This is a genomic window from Aureimonas fodinaquatilis (genome assembly GCF_008369445.1).
In the GTDB taxonomy this organism is placed as follows: domain Bacteria; phylum Pseudomonadota; class Alphaproteobacteria; order Rhizobiales; family Rhizobiaceae; genus Aureimonas; species Aureimonas fodinaquatilis.
The window spans coordinates 432,491-450,036 of sequence record NZ_VTWH01000003.1 but is presented as its reverse complement, the minus strand read 5'-3'; the positions used below and the strand labels follow the sequence as shown (position 1 = coordinate 450,036).

The 17,546-nt window shown below is 57.4% G+C and carries 18 protein-coding genes; 8 read left to right on the top strand and 10 right to left on the bottom strand.

The features are described from left to right. Positions 1–31 precede the first annotated feature (31 nt). The 7 genes from FPY71_RS14310 to hemC form a co-directional block, all read right to left on the bottom strand. The gene (locus FPY71_RS14310) at positions 32–1,144 is read right to left on the bottom strand and encodes an ABC transporter substrate-binding protein (protein ID WP_149300969.1); all 1,113 of its coding nucleotides are present in this window, start codon (positions 1,142–1,144) and stop codon (positions 32–34) included. 176 nt (positions 1,145–1,320) lie between these two features. Then, a complete protein-coding gene (locus FPY71_RS14305) occupies positions 1,321–2,151 on the bottom strand; it encodes a MurR/RpiR family transcriptional regulator (RefSeq protein WP_149301124.1) in 831 nt (276 codons plus the stop codon). Between the two features lie 104 nt (positions 2,152–2,255). After that, positions 2,256–4,136 carry a COG3904 family protein gene (locus tag FPY71_RS14300; RefSeq protein WP_149300968.1) on the bottom strand — a complete coding sequence of 627 codons (1,881 nt, stop codon included), beginning with the start codon at positions 4,134–4,136 and terminating at the stop codon, positions 2,256–2,258. A 69-nt stretch (positions 4,137–4,205) separates the two neighbouring features. Then, positions 4,206–5,594: a heme biosynthesis protein HemY gene (locus tag FPY71_RS14295; protein WP_149300967.1), complete on the bottom strand. Its 1,389-nt coding sequence runs from the start codon at positions 5,592–5,594 to the stop codon at positions 4,206–4,208. Between the two features lie 9 nt (positions 5,595–5,603). Then, positions 5,604–7,220 (bottom strand): COG4223 family protein, encoded by a 1,617-nt coding sequence (locus FPY71_RS18785; RefSeq protein WP_149300966.1) that lies wholly within the window; start codon positions 7,218–7,220, stop codon positions 5,604–5,606. A gap of 137 nt (positions 7,221–7,357) precedes the next feature. Further along, the gene (locus FPY71_RS14285; protein WP_188052353.1) at positions 7,358–8,068 is read right to left on the bottom strand and encodes a uroporphyrinogen-III synthase; all 711 of its coding nucleotides are present in this window, start codon (positions 8,066–8,068) and stop codon (positions 7,358–7,360) included. After that, positions 8,065–8,997 (bottom strand): hydroxymethylbilane synthase, encoded by a 933-nt coding sequence (gene hemC, locus FPY71_RS14280; protein WP_149300964.1) that lies wholly within the window; start codon positions 8,995–8,997, stop codon positions 8,065–8,067. The genes FPY71_RS14285 and hemC overlap by 4 nt, the downstream gene beginning before the upstream one ends. Before the next feature lie 183 nt (positions 8,998–9,180). Between hemC and tsaD the strand changes: the two genes are divergently transcribed. The 5 genes from tsaD to FPY71_RS14255 all read left to right on the top strand — a co-directional run bounded on the left by tsaD (position 9,181) and on the right by FPY71_RS14255 (position 12,913). After that, positions 9,181–10,275: a tRNA (adenosine(37)-N6)-threonylcarbamoyltransferase complex transferase subunit TsaD gene (gene tsaD, locus FPY71_RS14275; RefSeq protein ID WP_149301123.1), complete on the top strand. Its 1,095-nt coding sequence runs from the start codon at positions 9,181–9,183 to the stop codon at positions 10,273–10,275. Next, positions 10,272–11,261 carry an NAD(P)H-dependent glycerol-3-phosphate dehydrogenase gene (locus tag FPY71_RS14270; protein WP_149300963.1) on the top strand — a complete coding sequence of 330 codons (990 nt, stop codon included), beginning with the start codon at positions 10,272–10,274 and terminating at the stop codon, positions 11,259–11,261. Before tsaD ends, FPY71_RS14270 begins: the two co-directional genes overlap by 4 nt. A 22-nt stretch (positions 11,262–11,283) precedes the next feature. Continuing rightward, positions 11,284–11,571: a YciI family protein gene (locus FPY71_RS14265; protein WP_149300962.1), complete on the top strand. Its 288-nt coding sequence runs from the start codon at positions 11,284–11,286 to the stop codon at positions 11,569–11,571. A gap of 3 nt (positions 11,572–11,574) precedes the next feature. Beyond that, entirely contained in the window at positions 11,575–12,009 is a 435-nt protein-coding gene (locus FPY71_RS14260; RefSeq protein ID WP_149300961.1) for an EVE domain-containing protein, read from the top strand. Between the two features lie 235 nt (positions 12,010–12,244). Beyond that, a complete protein-coding gene (locus FPY71_RS14255) occupies positions 12,245–12,913 on the top strand; it encodes a class I SAM-dependent methyltransferase (protein ID WP_246160557.1) in 669 nt (222 codons plus the stop codon). On the opposite strand, the gene FPY71_RS14250 is transcribed toward FPY71_RS14255, so the two are convergent. Next, positions 12,903–13,439, bottom strand: a complete 537-nt coding sequence (locus FPY71_RS14250; protein WP_149300960.1) for a L,D-transpeptidase family protein — start codon at positions 13,437–13,439, stop codon at positions 12,903–12,905. The genes FPY71_RS14255 and FPY71_RS14250 overlap by 11 nt on opposite strands. Before the next feature lie 112 nt (positions 13,440–13,551). Here FPY71_RS14250 and FPY71_RS14245 point away from each other — a divergent pair, with 112 nt between their 5' ends. Next, entirely contained in the window at positions 13,552–14,235 is a 684-nt protein-coding gene (locus FPY71_RS14245; protein ID WP_149300959.1) for a response regulator transcription factor, read from the top strand. A 97-nt stretch (positions 14,236–14,332) separates the two neighbouring features. Further along, positions 14,333–14,785: a cyclic nucleotide-binding domain-containing protein gene (locus FPY71_RS14240; RefSeq protein ID WP_149300958.1), complete on the top strand. Its 453-nt coding sequence runs from the start codon at positions 14,333–14,335 to the stop codon at positions 14,783–14,785. Between the two features lie 20 nt (positions 14,786–14,805). Here the strand turns inward: FPY71_RS14240 and FPY71_RS14235 are convergent, their stop codons facing one another. Next, a complete protein-coding gene (locus FPY71_RS14235) occupies positions 14,806–15,609 on the bottom strand; it encodes an exodeoxyribonuclease III (protein WP_149300957.1) in 804 nt (267 codons plus the stop codon). A 228-nt stretch (positions 15,610–15,837) separates the two neighbouring features. Here FPY71_RS14235 and FPY71_RS14230 point away from each other — a divergent pair, with 228 nt between their 5' ends. Then, positions 15,838–16,734 (top strand): alpha/beta fold hydrolase, encoded by an 897-nt coding sequence (locus FPY71_RS14230; protein WP_149300956.1) that lies wholly within the window; start codon positions 15,838–15,840, stop codon positions 16,732–16,734. A gap of 3 nt (positions 16,735–16,737) precedes the next feature. Here the strand turns inward: FPY71_RS14230 and FPY71_RS14225 are convergent, their stop codons facing one another. Beyond that, positions 16,738–17,364 (bottom strand): outer-membrane lipoprotein carrier protein LolA, encoded by a 627-nt coding sequence (locus FPY71_RS14225; RefSeq protein WP_425457889.1) that lies wholly within the window; start codon positions 17,362–17,364, stop codon positions 16,738–16,740. Positions 17,365–17,546 lie beyond the last annotated feature (182 nt).

Here is a 17,546-nt window from a genome sequence, read left to right as displayed (position 1 = left end):
GTCTAACCGCCCGCTCCAGGTTCGATATGGCTTATTGCAGGGCCAGGATAAAATCGGCCACGTCGGCGCGGATACCGGCCGTTGCTGCCGGATCGATCTGCCAGCCGGTGAAATCGTCCAGCGGAATGGCATCCGGATGCGGCGTGATGTCGGTGCGGGTTGCCCAGTCGCCCGCCACATAAAAGGGCGCGAAGGCCGGCCCGCCGGTTCCGCTGTCGTCGCCCATCATGAAATCAATAGCCAGACGCGCTGCCGCCGGATTGACTGTATTGGGGTTGAGCGCAAGCAAGGCAGGAAAGACGATGCCATTGGAAGGCGCAACGTCATTGGCCACCTGCAGTGCCCAACCTTCATCCTCATTGTCGCGACGGTCGGAATAGGAAGTGAAGCCGATGGGCGGGTTGTCCTGACCAAGGGCGCCGATGGCGGCGTTGACATCATCGGTGGAACCAACCAGCACAAGATCATTGGCAAAGAGGTTGATGATGAATTGCTGGCCAGCATTTTCAACGCCGTCTTCCAGCGCTATCGGCGATCCAAAGGCCGCTTCATAAGCCGTGGCCATAGCGTCCGACTGGAGGACGATTTCTGTCATCAGGTCCAGATAGTCGCCGCGCTGCAACGGGTCCACCATGATCACCTTGCCAGCCCATTCCGGCCTGGTCAAATCCCAGAGGTTGCTGATTGGCGCGCCATCGGGATGGGCCTCTTCATTATACATCAGCACCTTGGTGGACAGACGTTGCGCCAGAAGCGGCGACTGGAACTCCTCTCGAACCAGACCGTCCATGCGCGGCGGCACATAGGCTGCAACAAGCTCATTGGCAACAAGATCATTTAGCACTACCGGGGAGTCCGAAAGGTAAAACACGTCTGCACCAGCAACACCCGCCTGCGACTCGCTGCGGATGCGGGCTATCTGAGCGGTGGAGGACATGTCAAACGTAATCATGTCAATGCCCGGATAGGCGGCTTCAAAGGCTTCCTCAACCCGGCCAATTCGGCTGGTGAAGGCATAGACCGTAACCTGCCCCTCTTCCTGAGCCTGAACAAGCAGTTCGGCTGAGGTGAGGCTGTTGAGGTCATTGGCAAAAGCTGTCGTCGACAGCAGAGCGAGAGTGGTGGCGGCGATGGTAAGGCGCATGACAGCTCCTGCGGTTGGGTCAGCGCCGATGTAGAGCAGTCTTGCTACAGTTTTATGACATGCAAGTTTTCTTGCAGAGCGTAGCGCGCTTGTTGAACTCTTACGGTTCAACGACACGACCACGCAAAGCCATACGAAGGCCAGACGTTAAGCTGATTTTTCGATCACCGTGTGATCTATTTTTCCAGCCTTGTGATCAGATCACCCAATCGATCCAGCGCCGTCATGGCGGCTTCTCCGCGCAGGCTTGCCAGAGCAAGAACCACGGCATTGCAGATTGCCATCGGAACAGTCAGCGTCTGAAAGCTGCCGGGCATGCCGGCTCGCGGTGCAGACAGCAAAAGATCGGGCCGGGGTGTCAGGGATGGCCCGCATGTGCCCGAAATCACAAGAGTTCTGGCACCTGCCTTGATCGCAATATCAACCAGATCGGCGTAATCCGGCGGCTGGCGCCTGAATGCAAAAAGCAGCAATGCATCATTCTCTGTCAGCGTCAGCACCTGCTCCGCCAGATCGCGACGGTTGCCGCCGAGCCGATGGCTGACAATCCCGAGCCGCCGCAGCCGCCGCTCCATCAGTTCGGACAAGGCGCTGGCATTGCCATGGCCATAGATGAAGACGCGATCACGATTGAGCGCCTGAGCGGCATCCAGTATGCGCTCGTCGCTGACATGGTCTGCCAGAGCCGACAGTGCTGCAATCTCACTCGCCAGAAGCAGCGGCAGAAAGCCCTGCGAACGCACATCGCTGAGCGTTGCCGAAATACGCTCCGCTGGCGCTGCATCGCGCAGATATTCGCCGCGCAGCGCATCACGAAAACCGGCATAGGAGGCAAAGCCAAGCTTTCTTGCAAGCCGGGACGTGGTCGCCTCATGAACGCCGATACGGGCAGCGAATTCGCTTGAAGTGCCAATTGCCACTTCACGTGGCGCCGTCAGCAAGGCCGAAACCAGTTTCTGTTCGGTCACAGTCAGACTATCGGCAACTGCCTGGATACGCTCGACCATGTTTTGCGCTGATTTCGAAGTCGCTGCCAATACTGACCCCGCTGTGCCGATTACCTTCCGGTAGTCCTGGCCTGTCTGAAAATCAAGGGACGCAACATCGACACCTAACCTTGCGAATTCAAATAGCGCATCAGGAGCGCTGCCCGCCGCGCATCCAGTTGCGACATCTGCCGATAGAGAGACTCTGATGCTGCACAATAGATGCCATAGTCTGCCGATGGTACATCGCCGGGCTCACTCATCAGAGTTTCCAGCTCTCCCACAGACAGTTTGCGCAAGACGTCCTCCAGAAGCTGTTCGGCCTCAGTCTCATCAACTGGCGGTCGTGGCTTGGCGGTCCGCAAGATCTGCTCGTTCAAATGAAGCTCGGTTCTGATCAGCTCGTCTGGCATCAGGTGAGGCTTCAGGCCGTCACCATATGCCGAATTGCGAAAACACAGTTCAGGATCGGCCTGGAGCAGAACGGCATATTGATCTGCCATCAGGGCTGCATAGTTGGCTAGAACCTCATCATCCGCCGACAAGAGGTTGTCTCGAATAGCATCAACGAGAATTTCTTCACTTTGCCGCCAGAACTCTTCGTGCGGCTGCTGCTGAAGCATGCCAACACGAAAAATCTCATATATCCTTCGGGCAGCCTCTGGATTGGCCGTGTGCAATGCGTCCAATTGCGGGCTGGACTCGCGAAGCTGCCGTTCAATACTGGCCAGTGTTGGCGCTGCTTCATTGCCCGAAATCGCAAAGCGACCGATTGTGTCCACGCCGGTGATAATGCCGGCTCGCAGCAGTTCTTCAGTGTCCGGATACCACATCTCATTGTGCGGAACACGCAGCGCGCGGGCAACAAAATCCTCATTCACTCCGTACCGCTTGTACAGTGCTGCCCACTCGGCGTTGGAGTTGTTCAGCTCTTCCTGACTAAGGCCGGGGAAATAGGCACCATGATAGCCAAGGCGTGCACCAAGGGCCAGCCATCGCTCTTTACCGGCGGCAAAAATCAGCGTGCATGCAGAAAGACAGTCGCCAGACACATAAGTGGTCAACCCCCGATCCCGCACCAGCTGAGCAAGCTGGTTGGCTTCGGCAAGCCGCCCGCCCGTGCTGGTCAGATGCAGAACCGTAACTTCCGGAGCGGATGCCAGAACATTGCTCAACCGCTCTGCCAGCCCGTATTTAATGCCACCCTGTAAACTCAGTTCGTTACCACCCGCCAGAAGCGTCACTTCATAGGGCGGCAGATCCGGGTCATCCAGAAAGGCAATTCGATAAAGCTCGACAATCTGGGTTGATGCATTTGTGACGGCAGTTGCATTTTGCAGCACAGCCACAATGGCCATGAACTGCGCTGCGCGCGCCCAGAACCTCGTTTTGTTCAAACGGCGCTGCTGTTCTGCATGTCGCTGGGCTGAGCGCCAAAGACCGACGATTTGCCAGACCGCCATGAGCACAATGCCGGTCCACAGTGCAACATTGGTGTAGAATAGTATTTTTGGGCGGAAGCCAGCGTCCAGATTGGCAAAGTTTGTGATGCCGGTGGCAAAGACAACCGCGACTACCCACACAAACAGGTTGATGCCCCAGTAGGAAACGCCGAGCGGCAAATCTCCGCGCCAGTGGCGGATGATGAAATTGCCGCGCTTCTCTCGCGGTGTGTCACCACCGAAACTCGGACCAGCGCCAATCAGGTCGTTGCTGTCCATTTCCCTGTTGGCCTGCCGGCGGTGCTGCCAGACCATAAGCAGGAATGCTGCGAGTTGCGGAGGCAGCATTCTGCCGAAATAATAGGCCAGTTGCTCAATGCCAAGGTCAGGCATGGCAACAACATAAATCACCGATGCTGTCATCAGCGACATTATGCAGGCAAGCAAAATCCCGAAAACTCCCGGCAGGCTTGCGCGGATGATGGTCGACCAGACCACAGTCAGCACAATCACCAGAAGAAGCGAGCCCAACGCGTTTTCCAAGGGTTCGGCAAGAATTTCCATTGAACCCTGACTGCCCTCACCAAACGCTACAGAACCATTTTCGCGTCATATTTCGTCGCGAAAATGCTCTTAAGCGTTTTTTCCTCCCAGTCCAACCGCCTCTTTCTGTTCGGCGTTCTCCAGAACAGAAGGAAGCGTTTCCTCTTCCAGAATCTTTGGCTCGGACGCAACCGCCTGAACCGGTGCTTTCCAGGCAAATGCATCCAGACGCCCGCTGATCGGTGAGATCGGCTTCCATTCGGGCGAAACGATGCCTTCGGTGGTCCATGCCGGGTCGCGGGGTGCGCGCAATGCCTGCTGCATGTAGCTGCGAACACGCCCTTCATCACCGCTTTCAGCTTCTTCAATATCCGCCAGCAGCAAGAAGACATTTTCACGCGGAGCCGTGCGCGCCAGTTGCTCGGCCTGCTCGCGGGCCAGCGAATAGTTCCGTGCTTCAAATGCTGCATGCGCTACTGCCAGCAGTGATTCCGGATGCTGCGGCTGCAGATCCGCCAGACGCTGAGCCCGTTTCAGCCGCTCTTCGGAATTGTCGCCTGGGTTCAAATGCACGTAGAGCTCGGCAATATCGGGATGCGGTGCAGCCTGCCAGGTGGATTCCAGAATTTTGTGGGCCTTGCGCCCTTCGTTCAACCGCACGAGGGAGCGTGCAGCAACCAGCGCCGCGGGTATAAGGTCCGGTGCCAGCTTTTGCGCCTCACGTGCGGCATTGCGCGCACCCACCGGGTCGGCATCTGCCAGGTCCAGTGCCTTGCCAGTCAAAAGCACGGCACGCAGACGGCGGCTTTCCGCCTTGTCCACCAGCCGCGAATTGCGCTGCGCTTCCAGGATTGCCAGTGCGCTGTCATAGTCCCCTTCAGCGGCTTTAAGCTCCAGAACAGCGCCGCCCGCCCATTGCAGATGTGGGGCAACACGCACCGCCTGCTCCGCATAATGGCGTGCAGCAGCAGCGTCATTGAGTCGCTCTGCTTCAAGATAGAGACCACGCAAGGCCAGAAGCCGCGTATCCGGGTCCTTTTCCATAACTTCAAACACCCGGCGCGCCCGCGCGTGGTCACCTTCGATCATGGCGGTCTGCGCATCCAGAAACCGCAACAACGGCTCCTTGTCTGCTGAAATCAGTTTGCGACTTTGCGTTTCCATGCGGCGCGCTACAGTCGCATCGCCCGCGCCGGCGGCCAGAATACCGGCCGAAAGCGCCCGATAGCCGCGATCCCGCCGACGATTTGCGAAAAAGCGTCCTACACGGTCCGGCGCACCAAACAGCCACTGAAACAGCCAGAACGCCAAAACCACGGCAACAAGCAGCCCCAACAGGGCAATCACCAGCACCATGAAGCTGGTTCGCAATTCCTGCCCCTGCCAGACAACCGACACACTGCCGGGATTATCTGCCAGCCATGCGAAGCCCAGCCCCGCAGCAAGCACAATGATGAAAAATGCCAGGATACGCAGCATGTTCTATCCTCAATTCTGCTGGCCGCTGGCCGCGATCACGCCGCCCAGCACATCATCAATCAACGCATTTGCGCTCTGCCTTGCAGCAACCTGAGCCGCAAAGCTGGCGCTTGCATCCTTGGCGGCTTGCGGCAAGGCTTCCTGCTCGGCAAGAAACTCAGTGAGATTGCCGCTTTCCAACGCATTGTCCATTCGCCCGATTGCTCCTTCCGGCCCCGGTGCGGTTGCAGCGCTTTCCCCTTCCGGCCGCACGGTCACCAGCGATCGAAGGCCAGACAGCAACTGGTCGCCCACATTGGCGTTTGCATCGGCTGGGCGCACCACCAACAGCAACTGTCTCTCCAGAGTTGGCCACTCAGCCTGCAAAGCCGCCAGAGATTTCACGCCGCCTGCTGCACTGTCGCGCAATGCATCCACGCCGGGATTATCCGGCCCGGCCGCGGCGTAGGCTTCCAGCTCTGACATGAACGGCCCGCCCCGGTCGATTGCCGCTTTCAGCGCAGCCGCTGCCAACGCTGCCGCCGCCTGCCGGTTGGCTGCTTCCATGCCCGTCAGCCTCTGCTCAAACGCAGTCACATCGGCCAATGCCCGATCGGCTGAATCACGTGCCGCTGTGGCCGCCGCATTGGCGGAATTGGCCGTATCGGTGGCCGTGGCAGCTGCCTCTCTTGTCGTCTCCACCGTTTCTCGAACTGCCTGCAAATCGGTTCCCGCAGTCGCCAATGCCGCGGCCAGATCCCCCGATTCAGCAGTGCCGCTTTGCATACGGCGTTCTCCTGCCGCAACCCTGTCGCTCAGCGCAGCAAAATCCGTTGCGCTGACAGAGCTGGACCCTGCGCCACCAGCAGCCTGCGCAGACTGCATCTGCTCAACCCGCGAATTCAATGTAGCCAGATCTCCGGAAAGGCGCTGCACTTCGCCCGCAGAGGCGAACTGCGAGGCTGTGGGCTGCGCACTGGGCACACCTGGCAATATGCCGGAATACAAGAGCGCGCCACCAGCAAGCAGCGAGAGCACACTGCCAATCACGCCCGCCCCGATCAGGGAGCCGGTGGTCGCTGGTGCAGGCACAATTTCGGGGTCCCGATACGGTGCAACCTCTGGAGCAGGGTCTGGCTCGGCAGCGGCCAGCACCGTTTCATCATCTTCAAACTCTGCAAGGTCACTGGCGGAAAGAGGGCGCGTGAACCCTTCCTCAGCGGCAAATTTTTCAGTTGCGCTTTCTTCCCTGGCCTCAACCGGTCCGCGAGCAGGAGAGCCCGTCGCAGGTGTTTCAGACGCGGACATCGGCTTTGCCGCCTGAGCAGTCTGTTCCACGGGAGCAGCAGGTTTTTGCGGAGCTGGCGCAGGCTTTGGCGCAGCAGGCTTTGGCTTGTCCGCAAGGGCCGCATCAGCCACCGGCTTGTTCGCAAGGGCCGCATCAGGCACCGGCTTGTTCGCAAGGGGCGCAGCATCGCTGGCACCAACCTGCAGATCTGCAGCAACAGGCGCGGCATTCGGATCCGCGGGCGCTGGCAGATTTGCGTCAGGCTCGCTGTCCGGCAGCTTCTGCTCTTCCGCTGCAAGATCAATTGTTGCCGGGGCAACCTTATCTCCAGCTTTAGACCGACGCGGACGATTCGCCATTCGTTTGCTCCGTTTCCCTTGCCACCGCACGCCAACGCGCAGGTGTTCATTGCCAGCAATTGGGCAGGCCATAACCGGCTATCACACCAGATTTGCCCTGCAAGCCCATCTTGCCACGTTTACCTGATGTAGAGCCGCTATTGCATCCTGCAACGATAGGATTGCAGCAATGCCAAAAGGCTTTCCAGATCCGGGCGGTCCGAAATGGCCACATTTGCCGATATTTCGTTCGGCAATTCTGCAGCAATCCGGCCAGACAGGCAGAATACCATCGGCAGCGGTTCTAGCAATTTTCTGTGCCGTTTCACCAGTTCGCCAAAGGTGTGTGCCTGCGCCGCGGACAGAAGCAGCACCCCGGCCACTGGTGTACCTAATGCATCTTCTATGTGTCGCTTGTCTGGCAGAGAGGTCTGAACATCGTAAACTTCTGCTGTGACAAAGCCGATATTTTCACTGGCAAGCCTTTGCTCAAAGTCGGGCCGGCGAATGTGACCGGCCGCGTAGAGCAAGCGCCCGCCCCACTGGCGCGAAGCAACCAGTTTTGCCAGCGAAACCCCATCCCCTTCGGCCTGCTCGACATTGACAAAGCCCGCTTCTCGCAACTTTTGCGCGGTGCCGGAGCCGACAGCCAGAACCGGCTTGATGGTTCCGGTATAATTGTCAGTCAGCCAATCAACGGCATGTCGGCTGGTGACAAGAAAGCCGGCAAAATCTTCAGGCTTCAAATTCGGCTGCAACGCAATGACGGTTTCAACCGGCAGACAGACCGGCTGAAAGCCAAGTTCCGCTACCAACGCCGCAGTGCGTTCACCTTCAACCCGCTCTCGAAGGATAAGAAGGCGGCTCAAGGCACCCAGCTTTCAAAAAACTCCGGTCCGGCCTGTGCCAGCAATTTTCTGGCGGTTGCGCGCCCAAGAACTTCAGCATCCCCCTCATCCGCTTGTTCAAACGCCTCAAACATTTGTGAGCCATCGGGCGTGAGGATCATGCCATGAAACTGCACTTTGCCGTTTTTCGGCGTGGCCAGTGCTGCGATGGGCGTGCGGCAGGACCCATCCAGCTCTGCCAGAAACGAGCGCTCAACAGTCAAAGCCAGACTTGTTGCCGGGTCCGACAGCGGGGCGACCAGTTCGGCAATTCGCTCATTTGCCAGGCAGCTCTCAATACAGATTGCTCCCTGACCCGGGGCGGGCGGAAAGCTGATCGGATCCAGAATTTCCGTTGCCGTATCGGCCATATTCATACGATTAAGACCGGCCAGTGCCAGCAAGGTGCCATCTGCCGCGCCTGCCTGAAGCTTTGAAAGACGGGTCTGCACATTGCCGCGAAAAATTATCAGTTCCAGATCGGGCCGCAACCGCCGCAACAGGGCCTGGCGGCGCAGTGAAGCAGAGCCGACAACAGCCCCCACCGGCAGATCTGCCAGTTTGGCACCGCTGCGGCTGATGAACACGTCTCGCACATCCTCACGCGGCAGAAATGCGCTGATATACAGACCTTGCGGCAGGTCGGTTGCCATATCTTTGGACGAGTGAACAGCCATATGAAGCCGGCCCTCCAGTAATCCTTCCTCGATTTCCCGGGTGAAAAGGCCTTTGCCGCCCACCTCGGATAATGGCCGGTCCTGTATCCGGTCGCCGGAGGTGGAAATGACCTCTATGCTGATATCGCTTTCCGAAAAGCCATGCGCAGCCATAAGCCTGCTGCGCACTTCATGTGCCTGCACCAACGCCAGTTTGCTGCCGCGTGTGCCAATACGAATCGGAAAGCTGTTCATGCCGCGCCTTTGCTTGTGATTGTTTGAGCCTTATTAGAACACCATGCCGAAAATGGCATGACCGTTTTTCAAATTGCTTGTCATGCCGTGCAGCAGTGGCGAAACGGCGATTGAACCGCTATGTCCTGTGGGCGATAGGAGCCGAACTTGCCTGATACTGCCACCAGCCCCGCCATATCTGCAATGCCAGCCCGGCCAATACGGGTGCTGGGCATTGAAACAAGCTGCGATGAAACCGCGGCCAGCATCGTGGCGCGTTGGGAAGATGGCGCGGTGCAGATCCTCTCCAATATCGTCTACAGCCAGATTGATGACCATGCTGCCTATGGCGGCGTGGTGCCGGAAATTGCCGCCCGTGCGCATATCGAGGCGTTGGATGGCATTATTTCTGCCGCGCTGGAGGCTGCCGGCACTCCGCTTGCAAGCATCGACGCCGTGGCAGCCACCACCGGGCCCGGCCTGATCGGTGGCCTGATTGTCGGCGCCGTGACTGGCAAAGCCATTGCCGCAGCAAAGGGAGTGCCATTTCTCGGCATCAACCATCTGGAAGGCCACGCACTGACCCCACGCCTGACCGATGACTTGCCCTATCCCTACCTGCTTCTGCTGGTTTCCGGCGGCCACACACAGCTGGTTCTGGTACGGGGTCTGGGCGATTATGAACGGTGGGGCACCACAATTGACGACGCATTGGGCGAAGCGTTTGACAAGACTGCCAAGCTGTTGCGCCTGCCCCATCCCGGCGGACCGTCGGTTGAACGGATGGCAGCCCGAGGCGATGCGAAACGATTTTCGCTGCCAAGGCCATTGCGCGGTGAGCAGCGGCTGGACTTTTCTTTCTCCGGTCTGAAAACAGCGGTTCGGCTCGCGGCCGAAGCCGCCAGCCCACTTTCCACAAAGGATGTGGAAGATCTGTGCGCCGGTTTTCAGGCCGCTGCTGCCGAAAGCCTCGGCGACCGTGTTTCCCGCGCTCTGGCGCGGTTTACCCGCGAATTTCCAGAGCTTGCCGACAAGGTTCTGGCGGTTGCCGGAGGGGTTGCGGCCAATGCCGCCATCCGAGATGCGCTGTCGCACGCCGGAGCAAAATACGGGGTGCGCCTTTTGGCCCCGCCGCATGCTTTGTGCACAGACAATGCGGCAATGATTGCCTATGCAGGGCTTGAACGGCTGGAGGCCGGGGCTTATTGCCAAACCTCCGCATCTGTTCGGCCACGCTGGCCATTGGATGAAAATGCCATTCCGCTCGTTGGATATGGCAAAAGGGGGGCCAAGGCATGACAGACCGGCAGGTTATCGCAATCATTGGTGGTGGCGCATGGGGAACGGCTTTGGCCGCAGTTGCTGCCCGCAAAGGCCATGACACCCGGCTTTATGCACGAGAGCAGCAGACGGTGGAGGCAATCAACAAGCGACAGGAAAACCGTGCCTATCTGCCCGGCATAGCCCTGCCGCCCCAACTCAAGGCCACCAACAGTCTGGAACAGGCGCTGGATGGTGCAGATCTGACGCTGATCGCCGTTCCGGCCCAGACATTGCGGCAATTGACCCAGCAGATCAAAGCGCACCTGCAGCCCGGCGTACCCCTGGTCCTGTGCAGCAAGGGCATTGAGAAAGGCACAGGCCGTTTTATTTCTCAGGTGGTTGCGGAAGAATTGCCGGACGCTCCGGTTGCCATATTGTCCGGTCCCAGCTTTGCGATGGATGTTGCCAGAGGATTGCCCACTGCGGTTACGCTGGCTGCCAGCGATGTTGAGCTTGCAGACAGTCTGGCCGCCACACTCTCCAGCGAAACCCTGCGAATCTATGCCTCCAGTGATGTGACCGGCGTCGAAGCAGGCGGCGCGATCAAAAATGTTCTGGCGCTGGCTGCGGGCACGATTGCCGGGCGTGGTCTTGGCGCCTCGGCTGGCGCTGCGGTTATCACCCGCGGCTTCGTCGAGTTGCGGCGACTGGGCGAGGCGCTTGGTGCACGCACCGAAACATTGATGGGGCTTTCCGGGTTGGGTGATCTGGTTCTGACCTGCTCTTCCGCGCAATCCCGTAACTTTGCCTATGGAATGGCTGTAGGCCGGGGGGAAGATCTGACGGCCTTGAAACTGGCTGAAGGTGTTCACTCGGCCAGTGTTGCGGCCCGCATTGCGCGTGAACACGGTATAGACGCGCCAATCATTCAAACAGTTGCGGAAGTGCTTGAAGGCACCGTATCATTGGATGAGGCCATTCGCGCCTTGTTAACCCGCCCACTGAAACGCGAGATTGACTGAACCACCCGGAGGAAGATTTCTGATGCTGTATGCTTTTATCTGCGAAGACCGTGCCGATGCCGGAACATTGCGCATGGACACACGCCCTGAACATGTCGAGTATTTGAAATCTCTGGGTCCGGTTTTGAAGTTTGGCGGGCCATTTCTGCAAGACGAAAAGGCCAATGGCAGCCTGATTGTGGTTGAAGCGGAAAATGAAGCAGCGGCACGCCGCATTGCGGAAAACGATCCATTTTCAAAAGCGGGGCTGTTTGCCAAGGTAACCATTCGCCAGTGGAACTGGGTGTTTGGCAATCCGGAGGCCAAGTGAGCCATGGCATTCTGGCTGTTCAAATCCGAGCCATTCAAATGGTCATTCGAACACCAGAAGCAAGTTGGTGACGCTGGTCAGCAATGGGACGGTGTGCGAAATTATCAGGCACGCAATTTCATGCGGGAAATGAAGCCGGGAGAACGCGGCTTCTTTTACCATTCCAACGAAGGCAAGGAGGTGGTCGGCATTGTCGAGGTGACCGCCACTGCCCACCACGACACAACGTCGGATGATCCCCGTTGGGAGTGCGTTGATGTGAAGGCCGTTATGGATATGCCCATGCCGGTGACGCTTGAGGCCATCAAGGCGGAGCCGCGATTGAGCGAGATGGTTCTTGTTACAAATTCGCGGCTTTCAGTCCAGCCAGTGCAAATGAGCGAATTCAAGCTCATATGCGAAATGGGTGGGCTGGACCCGAAGAAGGCGATGGGCTGACAGAACCCAAGAAAAAGCGGCTTCGACCATTCAGATCGAAACCGCTTTTCATCTATTCTCTTACATCATCTATTCTGTCACAGGACACCAAACGCCCAAAGCAATAGAATAATTGGAATTGGTATACCAATCAGCCACAACAAGCCGCCTTTGAACATTACGCTCTCCTAAACTGTTTCATCAACCAAACGGCGACCTGCGACAAAGGTTCCATATTTTTCCGGACTTTTCCGCTTTGGCCAAACATCTTTCACCACAATTGGCAGCAGAATTTGTTCTTGCCAACACAGCGCCAATCGCGCCGCCACATGTGCCGGAACTTCAACTGTACCTTGCGGATGAAGCGCATGATTTATGGCTGAAAACCGAAGATGAACTGGCCGAAATTGGCCTGCCACCCCCATTCTGGGCGTTTGCGTGGGCGGGTGGTCAGGTTCTGGCCCGCTTCATTCTGGACCATCCGGAACATGTGCAAGGCAGGCATGTGGTCGACTTTGCCTCCGGCTCCGGCATTGTTGCCATTGCCGCGGCAAAAGCCGGGGCCAGACATGTGACAGCCTGCGATGTTGACCCGTTCTGCAGGGCGGCAATTGATTTGAATGCGGCGCTGAACAATGTCGAAATTGCTTTTGAACATCACGATATGATTGGCCGAAAATTCACTGCCGATTGTCTGCTGGCGGGTGATGTTTTTTACGACCGCGAATTTGCAGCGCGTCTGGTGCCCTGGTTCAACAGCCTGACGCGGGACGGCGTGGACATCTGGATCGGCGATCCGGGGCGAGCCTATCTGCCGCGTGAGCGCATGCAGCTTTGCGCAACCAGCGAAGTGGCGGTTACCCGGGCACTTGAAGATGCGGAGGTCAAGCGTTCATCTGTCTGGCGATACACGTCTACCGTGTAACGACCAGTCTGGCTCCTCGCCGCAAAAACGGGGCAAGCCGCACCATATCCTGCGGATACAAGGCAACGCAGCCTTGTGTTGGCGGAAATTGCGGACGGGCAATATGCAGAAATATCGCGCTGCCTTTGCCCCGGCGGCGGCTGGACAGGTTGTAATCCAGCACCACGGCAAAATCATAAAGCCGGTCGCTGCGTTGCAGCGTTTCCGCACTGGCGGGAAAAGGCAAATGCACGGGTCGATTATAGGCCGGGTGCTCCGGCGCGTCACACCACCCATCCGTTGGACGGGCCCAACGCTGGGGCAAACCAGTGCGCAACGCAGTCAGCCGGCCCTTGCGGCGAAATGCCGATAGAAGTGGCATGGAGCCGACCGGCGTCGCGCCATCTCCTTCGCGTTTGAAAATGCTGGTACCGCCTTTGCCAATAGCGCAACGCAAACGCAAAGCGCCAGCGGCCACAATCCCCTCATATGGTCGGCTGGGGTGTCGCCGCACCCGAATAATTGGCCTGTTCAAGCGTTTTTGCATTGCAAATTCTGGAAAAATGGCAAGGTTGAACCCAAATTGATTGAAATGGCCAATACACAGGCCACTTATTATGCATACTGACCTTACCTGCGGCTAAAACCCAAGTGGATTCATGAACGCTCGAAGCATATTAATTGTCGATGATGATGATGACTTGAGACAGACTCTCGCTGAGCAGCTTTCGCTGTATGAAGAGTTTTCAGTACTCGAAGAACCAACTGCGACAAAAGGCATTGCTACGGCAAGAGCCGGACTTATTGATCTGGTTGTAATGGATGTCGGCCTGCCCGACATGGACGGGCGAGAAGCCGTTAAACTGCTTCGCAAGTCCGGATTTAAAGCTCCCATTATTATTTTGACGGCTCAGGATGCGGATTCTGACACGATTCTTGGTCTGGAAGCCGGCGCGAATGATTATGTGACCAAGCCTTTCCGTTTTGCAGTGCTGTTGGCGCGCATTCGCGCCCAGTTGCGCCAGCATGAGCAGAGCGAGGATGCCACATTTCAGGTCGGCCCCTACGTCTTCAAGCCAAGCCAGAAAATTCTGCTGGACGACAAGGGAAGCAAAATTCGCCTGACCGAAAAAGAGACGGCGATCATCCGCTATCTCTACCGTGCAGATCGGCGCGTTGTAACGCGTGACGTGCTGCTGGAAGAGGTGTGGGGCTACAATTCCGGTGTGACCACCCACACTTTGGAAACACATGTCTATCGGCTTCGCCAGAAAATTGAGCCGGAGCCTTCCGCTGCAAGGCTGATCGTTACCGAAGCGGGCGGCTATAAATTAATGCCGTAAGGGCATTATATCGAAACTTGTTGACGGTTTGGCAGTAGATGGGCTGTAGGGTTTCACATCAGCATATGTGAAACTCAACGGAGACTGACCCACGCCCATGGGACTGGAAAGCGACATAGCCCTGCTCGGGACCGTACCGCTGTTTGCGAACATGACCCGCGACCAGTTGCGGCTTCTGGCGTTTGGTGCGGAGCATCGCTGGCTGACCCCGGGTGAAATTCTGTTTCGCGAAGATTCCCGCGCAGATGCCGGCTTTGTTGTGGTTTCCGGTTTCATTGAGCTGCATCGCGGGCGGGATGAAAAAGCGCCTGAAGCCCGCCTGGGCCCGGGAGCAATACTGGGCGAGCTTTCACTGATTGCGGAAACCCGCCGTCTTTCAACGGCTGTCTCTACGCAGGACAGCGAAGTCATCCGCATCGGGCGGCAATTGTTCCGTCGCATTCTGGAAGAATATCCCGAGATTGCTGCACTGATTCACAGCCAGATATCGGATGAGCTTTCGCAATTGACCGCACGGATTGATAAAGCCGCACGTTATTTCGACGATTAGAGCTTTTCTCGCTCAACCGGTCAGAGCGCCAGACGCGCGATGATCGGCACATGGTCCGACGGGCGCTCCCAGCCACGTGCGTCTTTAAGGATCGAAACTTCTGCCAGTGCGGGGGCGATATCCGGCGAGGACCAGATATGGTCCAGCCTGCGGCCGCGGTTTGCCGCAAGCCAGTCTTTTGCGCGATAGCTCCACCACGTATAGACTTTTTCCGGCTGCGGAATGGCCTGGCGAACGAGATCCTGCCATCCACCCTCTGCAATGATGCGCAGCAGGCCTTCCGTCTCAACCGGGGTGTGCGACACAATTTTCAACAATTGCTTGTGTGACCAGACATCATGCTCAAAAGGCGCGATGTTGAGGTCACCGACCAGAATTGATGATGCTCCCGCTTCCCCGGACGCGCGCATTGCGCGCATTTCCTCGATGAAGTCCAGCTTGTGGCGAAACTTGACATTGATGGCCGGGTCCGGCTCGTCACCGCCAGCGGGCACATAAAGATTGTGCACGCGAATGCGCCGGTCACCCATCTGCACCTTTACCGAAAGGTGGCGGGCATCGCCAACAGCGCAGAAATCCTGCTTGACGACATCTTCAAACGGCAGCCGGGAAAGCGTGGCCACGCCGTGATAGCCCTTTTGACCGTTCAGCGCGATGTGGGGGTAGCCCAGTTCCTCAAACGCCGACAGCGGAAACAGGTCGTTGGGGCATTTGGTTTCCTGCAGGCACAAAACATCCGGTTGCTGTTCGGCTATCAGCCTTTCGACAAGAGGCAAACGCAATCTGACGGAATTGATGTTCCAGGTGGCAATTTTGAAGGTCAATTGTGCACGCAAATCCGGGTTTGATGTTGCTGGAGCATTTCCCGTTGAAGAGGAATCGGTTGAACAACGGGATAATGCAGCAAAGCAAGGTTTCGCAGACCTTATGTCGCACGGAGCTGCCGCCAGCAAGTTGCCTTTGCAATATCGTAGATTGTCGCATTTCCCAAATCTCCAAAACCTGCTCTACCTTATCGGGCTGTTTCCTCAGCCACATTGCAGGGAGATGAAATGTTCAGCGATTTCACGACGCAGAGACTTACGGGCAAGGGTGCTGAAATTCATGTTCGCACCTTCGGCGAAGGCCCGCCTTTGCTGCTCTTGCACGGCTATCCGCAAACCGGGGCCATGTGGGCCGGCATAGCGCCGCAACTGGCCAAGCATTTCAGCGTCGTCATTCCGGATTTGCGCGGCTATGGCAGATCATCCACACCTGACAGCAGCGGCGGCGCCGGCTACACCAAACGCGCCATGGCAGCAGACATGCTGGCAGTCATGGAGGCTTTGGGCCACAAGCAATATGCCGTTGCGGGACACGATCGCGGCGCCCGTGTCGCGTACCGAATGGCGATAGACGCTCCCAAATCCGTAACGCGCCTGGCAGTTCTGGACATTTTGCCAACTGTCGAGATGTGGGAACGCATGGACGCCGCCGAAGCCATGAAAACCTATCACTGGATGTTTCTGGCCCAGCCCAATCCAATGCCTGAACGGCTGATTGCCAGTGATCCGGTGTTTTATCTGGATCACACCATAACCAGCTGGACCAAAGCAAAGTCCCTTGCGCCTTTCGCTCCGGAAGCGCTGGACGAATATCGTCGCAGCTTTTCCCAGATCGAAACAATTCATGCCGCATGCGAGGACTACCGCGCCGGTGCGACGCTGGATCGGGCGATGGATGAAAAGGATCGGGCAGCGGGTAAAAAGGTCCGCGCGCCGACTTTGGTCTTGTGGGGAGACGTCGCTGTTCCCTCCACCTCGGATGTCATGGAGGTGTGGCAGCGGTGGTGTGAGGATATCACCGGAAAAGCACTCGATTCCGGTCACTTCCTGGTGGAGGAAGCGCCGGACGCTGTGCTTGCGGAGTTTCTGGGCTTTTTTCTTGCTTCAGGCAAACACACGGCCTGAAAATCAGCCTCGGGTCTGACCCTGAGCAATTGAATTGTACGGAATGGTGAAGACAGAAGGGTCAATCTTGACGCCCTGTTGCACGTCATAAATCATGACCGTTGTGTCTTTGCCCTGCGCATCGCGGATTGTCCACTGCCGCAGTTCGTAGCTGTTGGGATCAAACATCATGGTAATGCGGGAATTGCCGAAAATCGATTTGTCGCCCATGACAATCGTTGTCAAATCCGGTGCTTCCTGCACGCTCTGAATATTGGCAGACGACAGGTCGATCCGCCGATCCAGAAGCAGTTTCATTGGCGTTCTGGACAGGGGATACAAATCCCAGGTGTTCAATTTTCGATTGTTGATTGCAACCTGGCGACCATCGGCGATCACCCGAACGGGAGTACCGGCATAATCAAAGCGGATGCGGCCCGGCCGCTCAATGTAAAATTTGCCCTCTGTCTGATTGCCTGCGGCATCAAACTGCACAAAACTGCCGGCCATGGATTGAACGGACGAAAAATGGTCCGCAACGCGCTGTGCCACCGCAGTGGCCTGGGCATTGGCTGGCGCAGCCAGCGGCAGCGCCATTAGAGCGGTCAGCAGAACGGCGCGGCCCAATTTAACAGCACGGCGAAACGGCATGGCTTTCAATTCCTGTTTCATCACTCTGTATATGATACCGAGTGTCCAAGGCGGCAATAGGGCCGGAAAGCGGCCCCAGAGCGTTTCATGTGATCGTTCGATCCTCGGTATCGCCTGACCTTTTTGGTTCGTCGCATTGACCTGCAGACGCAACGCAGATGTTCCAACGAGAAACGGTCTGC

What these genes read in the sequence shown, in the direction of transcription:
- FPY71_RS14310 (WP_149300969.1), bottom strand. Translation starts at nt 1,144, where the DNA reads ATGCGCCTTACCATCGCCGCCACCACTCTCGCTCTGCTGTCGACGACA.
- FPY71_RS14305 (WP_149301124.1), bottom strand. Translation starts at nt 2,151, where the DNA reads ATGGTCGAGCGTATCCAGGCAGTTGCCGATAGTCTGACTGTGACCGAA.
- FPY71_RS14300 (WP_149300968.1), bottom strand. Translation starts at nt 4,136, where the DNA reads ATGGAAATTCTTGCCGAACCCTTGGAAAACGCGTTGGGCTCGCTTCTT.
- FPY71_RS14295 (WP_149300967.1), bottom strand. Translation starts at nt 5,594, where the DNA reads ATGCTGCGTATCCTGGCATTTTTCATCATTGTGCTTGCTGCGGGGCTG.
- FPY71_RS18785 (WP_149300966.1), bottom strand. Translation starts at nt 7,220, where the DNA reads ATGGCGAATCGTCCGCGTCGGTCTAAAGCTGGAGATAAGGTTGCCCCG.
- hemC (WP_149300964.1), bottom strand. Translation starts at nt 8,997, where the DNA reads ATGAACAGCTTTCCGATTCGTATTGGCACACGCGGCAGCAAACTGGCG.
- tsaD (WP_149301123.1), top strand. Translation starts at nt 9,181, where the DNA reads ATGCCAGCCCGGCCAATACGGGTGCTGGGCATTGAAACAAGCTGCGAT.
- FPY71_RS14270 (WP_149300963.1), top strand. Translation starts at nt 10,272, where the DNA reads ATGACAGACCGGCAGGTTATCGCAATCATTGGTGGTGGCGCATGGGGA.
- FPY71_RS14265 (WP_149300962.1), top strand. Translation starts at nt 11,284, where the DNA reads ATGCTGTATGCTTTTATCTGCGAAGACCGTGCCGATGCCGGAACATTG.
- FPY71_RS14260 (WP_149300961.1), top strand. Translation starts at nt 11,575, where the DNA reads ATGGCATTCTGGCTGTTCAAATCCGAGCCATTCAAATGGTCATTCGAA.
- FPY71_RS14250 (WP_149300960.1), bottom strand. Translation starts at nt 13,439, where the DNA reads ATGCAAAAACGCTTGAACAGGCCAATTATTCGGGTGCGGCGACACCCC.
- FPY71_RS14245 (WP_149300959.1), top strand. Translation starts at nt 13,552, where the DNA reads ATGAACGCTCGAAGCATATTAATTGTCGATGATGATGATGACTTGAGA.
- FPY71_RS14240 (WP_149300958.1), top strand. Translation starts at nt 14,333, where the DNA reads ATGGGACTGGAAAGCGACATAGCCCTGCTCGGGACCGTACCGCTGTTT.
- FPY71_RS14230 (WP_149300956.1), top strand. Translation starts at nt 15,838, where the DNA reads ATGTTCAGCGATTTCACGACGCAGAGACTTACGGGCAAGGGTGCTGAA.
- FPY71_RS14225 (WP_425457889.1), bottom strand. Translation starts at nt 17,364, where the DNA reads ATGCCGTTTCGCCGTGCTGTTAAATTGGGCCGCGCCGTTCTGCTGACC.